Source organism: Halotolerantifilum yawarlongkerapense (genome assembly GCF_054506745.1).
In genome coordinates this window covers 3,099,466-3,111,669 of record NZ_CP199719.1, presented here as the reverse complement: position 1 = coordinate 3,111,669, position 12,204 = coordinate 3,099,466, and the positions used below count along the sequence as shown (strand labels likewise).

Genomic DNA, 12,204 nt, shown 5'->3' with positions numbered 1-12,204 from the left:
CGAAAGATTCTATTGCTGACTAGAAACGACTCATGTCCTTAGCGTTAGAAGATAAGCGAGGGCCTCCTCCCTGTGAACAGGGTCACCTGCGTATCATCGGTCATCTGCGTCGGCCGGCGGATGCCATCGGGACCGTAGATTTTCTCGATTTCTGTCCATTTTAAAAACTCAACAGGCCATCCCAGGGCAGCGCCCAGAGCGCCCCCCATGAGAGAACCTGCAAACTGTGTTCTCTGATTTCTCCTACTCAGCCTCATCTGCGAAGATCTTTTAACAATCATACTTCATAGATATCCATATTCATTGGGTTTATCCATCGAATGCTCGAATCATCCTGATAGGTCTTGAGTAATGAAAGAAGACGCCCCGATTGAGAGGACGCCTCCTTAGCTCGTTCGTTGATCCCTTGATCAAGCGAACTCGTTTTCCACTGCTTCATTGACTTTTCTCGTGCGGATCACGTTGCTGGCCACGAAAATCACCATCAGAGTGATCCCGACAGCATCGGTCATGATACCCGGTTTCACCAGTAGCACGGCCGCAGCGAAGGCCATCAGGCGTTCGTAAATCTTCAACGAGGATTTGAAATAGTTCTCATTGGCGGCACCCAGGCAAAGGATACCCAAGAGACCAGTAGCGATGGTCAAGACCAAACGCCAGGCCACCACATTCTGCATCAACAGAATCGGTGAATAGACGAACATAAAGGGAATCATAATCCCGGCGAGGGCCAACTTGAAACCACTGAAGGCCACCTCCGTGGGGTTTGCACCCGATATGCCGGCCGCCGTGTAGGAGGTCAGCGCTACAGGTGGCACGACCGCAGACAAGGTGCCGTAGTAGAAGGCAAAGAAGTGGGCCGCGATAGGGAGAACACCCATCTGGATCAGAGCGGGTGCAGCGACACTGGCCGTGATGATGTAACAAGCCGTGGCGGGAAGCCCCATGCCCAGGAAAATCGAGGAGACCATGACCAGTATCAGTGCCAACCAAAGCTGTCCGAAGGACAGTTTCATGATGTTCAGCGCGATGACCTGACCGAGCCCCGTCATCGCCACGACACCTACGATAAAGCCTACGACGCCACAGGCGATGGCCACGGATACAGCGGTCTTGGCTCCCTCCTCGAGAGCCAGGATGTAATCCTTGGGCTTCATCCGCGTGTTCTTCCGTAGCGAACTGAACAGGATCGTGGAGATCAGTCCGAAGAAGGCAGCGTAGAGCGGCGTGATACCCCGTACCAGGAAAAACAAGATGACGACGATCGGAAGGGCCAAGTGCCCTTCTTCTTTTAGCACACGTTTGAGATCCGGCAGTTGAGATTCGTCCATCCCCTTGAGTCCGATCTTCTGTGCGCGAAAATCGACCATCACGAATATGGCGAAGTAGTAGAAGAGGGCCGGGATGATGCCCGCGTACATGATCTGTACGTAAGGAATCCCCAGGAACGAGGCCATGATAAAGGACGCGGCCCCCATGATCGGTGGCATCAGGATCCCGCCCGTTGAGGCGGCGGCTTCTACGGCCCCGGAGAAGCGTGGGGAGTAACCCACTTTTTTCATCAGGGGGATCGTGAAGGTGCCCGTAGTGGCTACGTTGGCCTGGGCAGAGCCGCTGATGGTCCCCATGAGACCAGAGGCCATGACCGCTACTTGGGCCGGGCCACCACGCAGGCGACCCGCGAAGGCCAGGGCGAAGTCATTGAAGAATTTCGCCGTGCCCGAATGCTGCAAGAAGGAACCGAACAGGATGAACATAAAGACGTAACTGGCTGAAACCATGAGCGTCACGCCGAAAAGACCTTCGTCCGTCAGGTACATGCGCGTCAAGATTCGTTCCCAGGTGAAACCCCGGTGGGCCAGGATGCCCGGGAAAATCTGTCCGAACCGCGCGTAGAAAATGAAACTGAGGGATAGAATCGGTAGAACGATCCCCACCGCTCGGCGCGCGGCTTCGAGCGTTAGAAAGATGGCTAAGATGGCAAAAACGAAATCTCTGGGAATGGGAACGAGGGACCTGGCGATCAGCGCATCGTAGGTGAAGAAAATATACAATCCCACGATCAAGCCACCTGCTGCGAGTACCCAGTCGAACTTCGAGGGGTTCTGCGGATCGGATTTTCTCGTCGCTGGGTACATCACGAAGGTCAGCGCGAGCATGAGTCCGAGGTGGAGTGCATTCTTCTTGATGAGAATCATCAGACTGAAACTGTTCATATACACGTGAAACAATGAGGTGAGCACCGCGAAAATGGTGATCATCAGGGCGATTCTTCCGCTGAACTCTCTCACGGCTATGGGTTCTAGCTTTTCCTTTTTCACTTTGACCTTCTTGCTATTGTTAAACATACTACCTCCCCCTTGTTGAAAATGACCCGTGAGGGTAAGCCGGTATAGTGGCTACCCTCACGAGGATCATCTGATCAGTTGGCCGGCATGAGATCGGCTGGGATCTCGATACCCTTTTCTTCGTAGTATCTGGCCGCTCCTGGATGCAGTGGAACTGGAGGTAAGCCTTCAACGGCCGAGTCAAGCGTCACCGATTCGAGCGCTTGGTGCGAGCCTACGATATCCTCGTAATACTCGTACATTGTCTTGGTCAGGTCGTAGATCAGTTCTTCGTCGACAGAGGCATTGGTGAACAGGGCTGATTTGATACCCACGGTCTGAATCTCTTCATCGATGCCGGAATAGAGTCCTGCCGGTACCGTGAACTGTCCGTACTGAGGAGCAACGGCTTTTAGGGTCTGGTACTCTTCGTCGGAGATCTCGAGCATTTTTACGTTCGTCTTGCTGGCCAAAATCTCTGATACCGAGGAAGTCGGGATACCCGCTTCTGCGTTCATCGCATCGAGCTGACCATTCTGCATGGCACTGGAAGCTTCCGAGTAACCCAGGTGTTCCGGTCTGAAATCGTCAACCGACAGACCACCGAGCACTTCTAAGATCTTTAGCGTGCTGTACTCTGTACCGGAACCCGCTCCACCCACATTGATCGAGTGGCCGGCGATATCAGCGATGCTGTTGATCCCGGATCTCTCCGTCACGATGATCTGGCTGAGCTCGGGCCATAGACCCGTTACGAGACGAATATCCTCGAACTCGTTGCCTTCAAAACCCTCTTGACCCGTCATCGAGAAGTAACCGAGACTGGCCACGGCGATTCCCAGTTGTGCTTCGTTGGACTTGAGCATGTTGAGGTTCTCAACGGAACCACCGGACGATTGTGCTGCTGCGACGACACCTTTGTCACCCAGCTGCTCACTCCATAGTGTGGCCAGGATCGTTCCCACTGGATAGTAAGTTCCGCCAGTAGAACCGGTGACGATGGTCACGAACTCTTTTTCCGGTGCAGGTGTCCCGTCCCCACCCTGCGAGCTTCCGCAACCAGCTAAGGTCAGCGCGAAGATTGTCACCAGCAGTACAAGCGTGATTGTTTTTTTCAGATTCATCAATACCCCTCCTTATTAGATGTGTTCCTCTATCATTGCAAGACCGATGCCAATACCACAAGCTTGGCAGGTGGCCATTCTCCGTTGAAAAGACTGAAAAGTACGAAAAAATTGCCCTGCAAAATTTGCAGGGCTGTAATAATTGCCTACTCGCTGTAAGCCTTCACTTTGTACCGCAGACTCCGTTCGCTGATCCCCAGGACCTCAGCGGTCTTTCGTTTGTTGTTGGACATAGCCTCCAGTGTTCTCAAGATGACCTGGCGCTCCACCTCGTCCATGGACAGACCGATCTTGATGGGGATGATCCCCACGTCATCGAGCAGCCGACCAGGGTTCTCCCCACAGGCGTCTAGTCTTGGAAGATCCTCCCATCGCACGTAGTCGTGTTCCGTCAGGGCCATAGCCCGTTCGATGATATTCTCCAGCTCCCTGACGTTTCCTTGAAAGTCATGTCTTTCGAGAGCCTTCAGCGCTTCCTTGGTGATGCCCCTCACGTGGTGATCACCCAGGTCTTTCTGGTGCTTGTTGATGAAGTGCTCGACGAGGACGGGAATGTCTTCTTTCCTTTCGTTCAGTGGTGGCATATCGATGCTCACCACGTTCAACCGAAAAAAGAGGTCTTCTCTGAAACGACCGCTCGCCACTTCCTTTTTCAGATCTTTGTTCGTGGCGGCAATGATCCGGACATCCACGCGGACGCTCCCTTCGGAGCCCAGGGGTACAATCTCCTTCTGCTGGATTGCACGGAGCAGCTTCACTTGTAGATTGGGGGCCATTTCCCCGACCTCATCGAGGAAGATCGTCCCCCCGTCGGCGAGCTCAAACTTGCCGCGCTTTCGCTTCTCGGCGTGAGTGAAGGCCCCCTTCTCGTAACCGAAAAGTTCGCTCTCCATCAAGCTCTCCGGTATCGCACCGCAGTTGAGCGCCTCAAAGCGACCACCCTTGCGCCGACCCTCGTAGTGAATCGCCTTGGCCACGAGCTCCTTGCCCGTTCCAGTGGGACCCTGGATCAGCACGTTGATATCATTGTCCTTCACCTTGTGGACGAGATCGAGCACCCGTCTCATCTTTTCCGAGCGACCGATGATCCCCGCCACGCTGTATCGGTCGTGCACCTCGCGTTCGAGGTAATCAATTTTCTCCTGCATGGCCCGGTACTCGACGGCTTTGTTGAGAAGGACACGGAGCTTGATCAGATCGAGTGGCTTCATGATGTAATCGTAGGCTCCCTTCTTGATGGCCTCGATCGATGACTCGATAGTGCCGTAGGCGGTCATCATGATCACCACGGCATCTCTCCCCTTCTCCATGATCCGGTCGAGTAGGTCGATACCCGAGTACTCTCCGAATCGTAGATCCAAGAGAACGATCTCCGGTACTTCCGTTTCTAAAAAAGCGTTGAGCTCCAGGATGTTCTTTGCGACACTGATCTGGTACATGTCTTCGAATGCAAAGGTTAGCGATGTACAGATGGCGGCTTCATCATCCACAATCAGCATCTTGTTCATTTCCTTTTCCCCTCCGTTGCTAGATCCTCTGGAAACAGGAGCCGGACTTCCGTACCCCTTCCCCTCTGGCTGTCGATTTCTAGCTCGCCTCCATTTTCCTTGATAAACTGATAGCTGATGGTCATACCGAGCCCAGTGCCCTGTTCTTTGGTGGTAAAGAATGGATCGAATACCCTGTTGAGATCCTCTTTGTCGATTCCCGTACCATTATCCTTGATCTGCAAAATCACGCGATTCTCGGACCGCCAAGCGGTCATCTCGATTACCCCCCCCGCCCGACGTTCAGAGATCGCCTGCATGGCATTGAGCATCATGTTGATGACCACTTGTTTGAACTGCTGCGAATCCACACGAATATATAGATCTTCCGGTATGCCCAGGTCGAGAGAAACACAGGACTGTTCGATCTGAGTGTGGAAAAATCCGATGATCTTATCGATCGCTCCTTTCACCTGCAGGCGCTCCCTTTGTCCTTTTCCCGGTCGCGCGTACTCGAGCAAACCCGTGATGATCTGATCTAGCTTGGATATTTCAGCAGGCAAATCCTCTGATATCTTTCTCCGAAAATCCGGATTATCGTATTTCATCGGGATCAGCTCAATATAGGTTTTGATCGCCGTGAGAGGATTTCTGATCTCATGGGCGATGCCGGCCACCAACCGCCCGAGAGACTCGAGTTTGTCCTGTACGGCCACCTTCTGCTGCATGAGTTTTTCGCTGGTGATATCGGCCATCGTGAGGGTGATGCCCGAGACGTTGTTCTCCTCCATGGTGAGCGGATAGAGATTGTACTCGAGAATTCGCTGGTCCCCTCCCCTGGCGTAGACTTTCTCCACTTTCTTCCGTTCCTCGCCCGTCTCTAGCACATGTTCAAAATCCTCCTTGAAGAAAAACGCATCCAGCTTCGTCTGAGAATAGTGACGACCGATGAGCTCTCGATAGCCGGGACCAAGAAAGTGAACATTCTTCTCGTTCATGGAAAGGATGATCCCTTCGCGATCGAAGGTCACGAGGCCACTGAAGATGCTGTTGAGGGTCTGTTCTTTAAAGGTCGACTCCCGCCTCAGCTCTTCCGTCCGTCTATTCACCTCTCGCTTCAGGCTGTGATTCCATCGGTAGAAGAGACCGATCAGGAGCAGGAGGGCAAGGAGCACACCAGCCGCGAAGTACGCGATGCGTCGAACGAGGGCGTAGGGCAGACCGATGGGGTCACCAAACCATTTGCTGTAAATCTTGTCGTAGGTGCCGTTCTCCCGAATGCGCTCGAGACCCTCGTTGAAGGTCTCTAGATACCTAGTGTCACCTCGGTTGACGGCCATTCCATAATTGCTGGGTAGTAGGTCCTCCCCTACCTTTTTCACCTCACCACGCCGGTTATCCTGCTGGACCAAATAGAGGCCGGTGAGTTGATTGCCCACGTAGGCATCCACTTCCCCGGCGAGCAACTTGTTGATGGCCATCTGGTGGGTTTCTGTCTCCACCAGCTCGATCTCTGGTACGTGCCACAGGACCTCCCCGGCAAAGTCATCGCGCTGGATGGCCACACGCCGTTTCCTCAGGTCTTCCAGGTTGACGATGTAATTGGTATCGGTGCGCACGAAGATGCCCAGGGCAGAGATCAGATAAGGATCTGAAAAATCGTAAAAGGTTGCCCGCGAGGTATTGTATTTCATCCCCTGGATCATGTCGATATCCCCGTTTCTCAGCGCCAGCACAGCGCTGAACCAAGGCATGGGTCTCAGCTCGATGTCGATGCCCATCTCGATGGCGATAGCCCGCATGATGTCGACGTTAAATCCCTTGTAGTTCCCGTTCTGATCGACGTACTCGAAGGGTGGGAAGTGATAGTCACCGCCGATGATGACCGTCGGACGATCGTCGACGAAACGATCCGCGTCCTCGCCATAGGCACTGCCCGTGACGAGAAAAAGGATGATAAAAAAAATGATACAACTGCGCGCCCTTCTGTTCACGATGATCTCCCCCTCTCTAAAGCATTATACACCGGATCTACGGACACAACAAAGCCCCCCACCGAAATTCGGGGAGGGCCGAGTACTTTTATCCTAGAATCGGGTTTTCCCAGAGCGGGAGCACCCTTCCGATGCCCATGTCGCGGGCGTTAGTGTAGACCCTGTGTGCTTCGGACAAATCGTGGATTCCCATGCCAATGGGATTGAAGAAAATGACATCCTCCGGCGACTTTCTCACCTGGACGTTCCCGACCACACTCTGCCCTAGATCGGTTACCTTGTCCCGTGGGATCACACCATCCCTGACAGCCCGATAGCTCACGTCCACACCGTGTCCTGCTACGGCATCAAAATCATCGACCACTACATGGTCCACGTGGGTCAACGCCTCCGGCGGCGTGTCCCAGAAAGAAATTTCACAGTGCACGGCGCCCTTTTTATACCAGCTGCCGTCTACGTAGGGGGACTTGGCCATGGTGGCCGTGGCGATCAGGTCGCTGTCCACGAAGGCTTCCTTCGCCGAGTCGACCACGCGGAAGGTCATCGAAGGGATCTCTTCGGACATGCGCTTGCAGAATGTTTCGGCCGTCTCGCGGTTCAGGTCGAAGACCTTGCAGATCTCAAGCGTCGGGGCGCCGCACTTGAAGGCGTGGGTCTGGGTGATGCCCTGTACCGATGCGCCCACAAGGCCCATTACCTTGGCGCCCGGGTTGGCCAGGTATTTGACCGCGACGCCGCTAGCGGCTCCCGTCCGCATGGCCGATACCAAGGCACCGTCCATGATACAAACGGGCATCAGGGTATCGGGGTCCACGATGATGATAATCGCATTCGCGCGCGGAAGACCGAATTTCTTGGGGTTGTGGGGCTTGCTAGGGATCCACTTGATTCCCGAGGTGTTCACGGGGCCGAGGAGACCACGTTCATTCAGCTCCTCTGCGTAAGCCTCGCCCCCGAGGAAACCGGGCATCGACATGATCCGTCCGATGGTTTCTTCCGTCTCGGGTCCCCCCCACCGTAGTACGGGCTTGTGGGGTAAAATGTAATCACCCTTACCGTGTAAGAAGAATGAACGCTCAGTGGCCTTCATCGTTCCTTCCATGTCATAGCCTCCGGCCTTCACACAATCCTCTTGTTGCAGGTACAAGAACTCAACGCGTCTGTCCATATCAAATTCCTCCTTGGTTTCTTGGGTTGGCCTATGTTAAAGCAAAGGTCATGCCAAGTTTCGATTCCTCCAGAAACCGCATCAATCGCCCAGTTGATAAGAAGACAAGGAGATCCTTGTATGTCAAAATGAGAGTCTCAATAACACAATGGCGCTGTTTTTCTGCCGTATGGGTCCCATAGCAAGAGCCCTGTCAAGTTGACATGGAAAATGTCATTCTGACAGGGCTTTATTCATGATGGGGCGATTCCGTAGTGCTTGATCTTGCGGTAGATTGTCGATCGACTGATGCCCAAATGTTCGGCAGCCTTGGCTTTGTCCTCATCGGACCATCCGAAACGTTTCAAGGCCTCCTCGATCGCCTTTTTCTCCATGAGGGCGAGGGTGTGCTCTCCCTTGTCTCCTTTGCGTATCCGCTCGGGAATCACCGAGAGGCCGATGGTGCCACCCTGCGTCATGTTGACGGCGTACTCCACTGCATTTTGGAGCTCTCGAACGTTTCCGGGCCACGGGTATGTTCTGAATAACGCGAGAACCTCAGGTGCAAAGCCATCGATCTCTCGCTTGAGGTAAGTCCGGTATTTCTCGAGAAAATGCTCGGCCAGCAAGGTCGTATCCTGGCCACGTTCGCGCAAAGGCGGGATATCCAGAGTGATCACGTTGATCCGGTGGAAAAGGTCCTCGCGGAAGGTGCCCAATCGGACCATGGTTTCGAGATCTTGGTTCGAAGCCACGATCACGCGTAAGTCCACCCGGATCGCATCCGTTGCGCCGATGCGTTCGATTTCTCGCGTCTCGAGAAAGCGCAGGAGCTTCTGTTGCATATAAAGGGGCATGTTCTCCACCTCATCGAGAAAGACCGTTCCCTGGTCGGCGCTCTGGAGCTTACCCAGCTTGCCATACTTGCTCGCTCCCGTGAAGGAACCGCTCTCATAACCAAAGAGTTCACTCTCAATCAGGTTCTCGGGAATCGCCCCGCAGTTGATGACGATAAAAGGTCCTCTCCGCCAGGGGCTCTCGGCATGGACTCCCCGGGCGAAGAGTTCTTTTCCCGTACCGGTTTCCCCGTGTAGCAAGAGGGTGGATCGACTCTGGGCGACCTTTCTCACCCGCTCTTTGAAGGTCCTCATCGCCTGGGAGCGCCCGACAATATCCGACAGTCCGATGGGGTTGAGCCCACCGGAGATTTCATTCTTGAGTGCGCGGTTGATCGTGAAGTCCTTCACGCGCGTACTGATCAACTCTGCAATCATCTGACTGAAATCCAACATCTCCCGCTTGCTCTCCGTGAGCAAACGGGCCTGGGCCTCGTTGAAGGCCAGGATTCCCATGGCACCGATCGTCTGGCCTTCAGAACGAATGGCGGCATAGACAGCCTTCTGGTAGACGCAATCTCCATAATGAATACAGGTAGCACAATTTTCTTCAACACCCGGGTGATCGATGACGATGAAGGCCTCACCCTTAAAAATATGGCGGTTGACGATGCCATCCGTAGCGATTGCTTTTCCCACTTTATCCTTGGATACACCGGTTCCCGCGACGCGGTAGCCTTCATGATCAAATAGATCGATATCCAGTTTCAATGCCGCTTTTGTCACCTCGGCGAATTTTTGCATACTATCCTTTAGCAACATCAGATCTGTCATAGGATCCCCCCTGTTCATGGCTATCGTACCACCGTCACCACTGTCGAACAAGCCCCCTTTGCTCTTTCAAGCGTATTTTGCACACGGTTATCCATTTCCCGACAAGCCGATCGAAATGCTTGAATAATATGACAGCCAGGCGTACACTGAAACTGTCAAGTACGTAACGACTTACCGGAGAAAGGGTGTGGCTCCATGTCCCGATGGACAGTCATCCTGTTGCTTGTTCTCGCCGCTCTTTACGTGATGGCCTTTCGTTTCCCGATCAGCTGGGTGGAATGGTCGACCTGGCACGAAGACTCCCGTAACGATCGAGCCGGTCAAAGGAGAAAAAACCATACGAAAGGTCAAAAAAGGTGAACCCTATGGGCTCACCTTTTTCATCTTCTTTGTTGTTACTGGACTGGCACTTCCAGTTCTTGGCCGGGGAAAATCAGGTTGGGATTGGCCAGCTCGTTCATCTCGGCCAACTTCTCCCATGTGGTTCCGCGAGCCTGTGCGATTCTCCAGAGAACATCTCCTGATACAACCACATAGGTATCCATGTCCATTGTTTCAGGCATTTCAAGGGGTGCTTCTTCGCCTTCGAGCGTGATGACACCCTGCTCGGCTAGTTCGTAAACGTTCAGCGACTTCACATTCGGTGTTCTGCCATCTTCCGACTTGGGAACGGTGAGCACTCCCTCGTTGACCATGGCGATGATTTCATCGCGCATAGGATGGCCGAGATCAGCCCCGATGATTTCCCAGTTGTTGTCCGTCGTTGGGGTGATCGTCCCCTCGGATGCGATGTGATCGCGGATGTAGCTTCTGAGCGAGATCGGATCAGACTTGAAGTAAGCATCATTGCTGATGATCCCCATGCTCTGGAGGCCACCGAAGCGATAATTGTTGATCGTCAAGTTGAAGGTCATATCGTCTGTCACGGGTTCACCTTTGTACGTCAAATCGACGATACGCTCACCCACAGGTTTCGAAATGTCCACCTTGTAATCGACGCCCGCGAACATATCGTAGTTATAACCGCGAATCTCTGGGTTGAAGCTAATGGTCACGTCACCCTCTTCGTAGGTGTTATAATAGGCAGCCGACCACTCCATGTACTCCTTGAGCTCGGCACCGTTTACTTCCACGGCATAGAGGGTGTTTGGATATTTGTAGATATCAAAGACATCGGAATAGGACACTTCGCCCTCGGCGATATTCGAAGAAGAGGAGAAGAGTGCCGCCGCCGAAACATCGGCTCCGGTGACATCCAATTGCACCTGATTGATCAGATCCATCACGGCTGTATCCCGAATCTGTGCTTCCGGAATACCGGGTACTTCGCTTTCGGGATGGAAATCTGCCGTGGCAACACCGATTGGATTCGATAGGAACTCCAGCGTCATCTGGTGGTAGGGCTCTGCCAGCTCTGAGACTTCCTCTGAAGGCTCGACATCGGCCAGCGCTACGGTCATCACATCTTTACCCGTCACTTCCCAACCGTCTGCTGTTTTTGTCAATTCAAAATCAAACTGAACGACCTCGTTGTCACCGCCGGCGGCAGGTGCACCGACAAGGATACCGTTCATCTCTTCAGCGATTGATCGGTGATCGTGACCAACGAGCAGGGCATCGATCCCGGGAGCCGAGGTAAGAATATGCTTGGCAGCATCGGCCTCATCTGGCTCATGCCTGGATTCGAGTCCCGAGTGAGCCGATACGATGATCACATCGGCACCTTCCTCTTCAATCATGGCCACGTACTTGGCCGCTTCATCGCCCAGGTGCTTAAAGGTCAGAGATTCTACCTTGGGCCCATCCCAACGCGGAATACTCGGTACCGTGAGACCCAGGATGGCCACGCGTACGCCTGCCACTTCTTTGATGATGTACGGCGTCGCATAGTTTTCGCCCGTCTCCTTGTCATAGATATTGGCGGACAGGATCGGGAAGTTGGCCTCATCCATCACCTTTTCCACGAGTTCAAGACCAAAGTTGAACTCATGATTACCCAGGACCATGGCATCATATTCCATGGCGTTCATCAGGGCGATCATGGGATTTTCCAACGCGAGATCTGCATTGTAAAGATCGTCTGCTAGGATCGTTCCCTGGAGTGTGTCCCCATTGTCGATCAGCAGCGTGTTGGGATTTTCCGCCCGCATCTTTTCCACGAGACCAGCCACCCTAGCAAGCCCGGTATCGCCTCTATCGGACCCGTTCTCATAGGACCAGCTGTTCACTGCCCCGTGAATGTCTGATGTTCCAAGGATCTTCAGTTCGACCGTATCGCCCACATCGGCGAAGGTTGCTGCCGGCAAAACCGGGCCCAATAGCAGACTGAGCACGAGCAAGAGACTGAGTAGCTTTTTCAATTTGTTCTACCTCCTCTTATGTACTGTTCCCAAGCCGGGAACGAAACCACTAACATATGTAGCGGCTCCCATAATTAGTATATGCTCATCAAAGC

At 53.5% G+C, this 12,204-nt stretch carries 8 protein-coding genes; all 8 read right to left on the bottom strand.

All coding sequences use genetic code 11. The features are described from left to right. Positions 1 to 44: 44 nt before the first annotated feature. The 8 genes from ACULM0_RS15120 to ACULM0_RS15085 all read right to left on the bottom strand — a co-directional run bounded on the left by ACULM0_RS15120 (position 45) and on the right by ACULM0_RS15085 (position 12,109). Positions 45 to 209, bottom strand: a complete 165-nt coding sequence (locus ACULM0_RS15120; protein ID WP_463678368.1) for an ADP-ribosylglycohydrolase family protein — start codon at positions 207 to 209, stop codon at positions 45 to 47. Between the two features lie 201 nt (positions 210 to 410). Continuing rightward, positions 411 to 2,348 (bottom strand): TRAP transporter permease, encoded by a 1,938-nt coding sequence (locus ACULM0_RS15115; protein ID WP_463678367.1) that lies wholly within the window; start codon positions 2,346 to 2,348, stop codon positions 411 to 413. Between the two features lie 74 nt (positions 2,349 to 2,422). Continuing rightward, the gene (locus ACULM0_RS15110; RefSeq protein ID WP_463678366.1) at positions 2,423 to 3,451 is read right to left on the bottom strand and encodes a TAXI family TRAP transporter solute-binding subunit; all 1,029 of its coding nucleotides are present in this window, start codon (positions 3,449 to 3,451) and stop codon (positions 2,423 to 2,425) included. 146 nt (positions 3,452 to 3,597) lie between these two features. Next, complete coding sequence (locus ACULM0_RS15105) at positions 3,598 to 4,959, bottom strand: sigma-54-dependent transcriptional regulator (RefSeq protein ID WP_463678365.1); 1,362 nt, start codon at positions 4,957 to 4,959, stop codon at positions 3,598 to 3,600. Then, positions 4,956 to 6,932, bottom strand: a complete 1,977-nt coding sequence (locus ACULM0_RS15100) for a transporter substrate-binding domain-containing protein (RefSeq protein WP_463678364.1) — start codon at positions 6,930 to 6,932, stop codon at positions 4,956 to 4,958. The genes ACULM0_RS15105 and ACULM0_RS15100 overlap by 4 nt, the downstream gene beginning before the upstream one ends. An 88-nt stretch (positions 6,933 to 7,020) precedes the next feature. Then, positions 7,021 to 8,100, bottom strand: a complete 1,080-nt coding sequence (locus ACULM0_RS15095; RefSeq protein ID WP_463678363.1) for an ornithine cyclodeaminase family protein — start codon at positions 8,098 to 8,100, stop codon at positions 7,021 to 7,023. Positions 8,101 to 8,333: 233 nt separating this feature from the next. Beyond that, positions 8,334 to 9,749, bottom strand: coding sequence for a sigma-54 interaction domain-containing protein (locus tag ACULM0_RS15090; RefSeq protein WP_463678362.1), 1,416 nt, complete (start codon positions 9,747 to 9,749; stop codon positions 8,334 to 8,336). Between the two features lie 395 nt (positions 9,750 to 10,144). Next, entirely contained in the window at positions 10,145 to 12,109 is a 1,965-nt protein-coding gene (locus ACULM0_RS15085) for a 5'-nucleotidase C-terminal domain-containing protein (RefSeq protein ID WP_463678361.1), read from the bottom strand. Between the last annotated feature and the right edge of the window lie 95 nt (positions 12,110 to 12,204).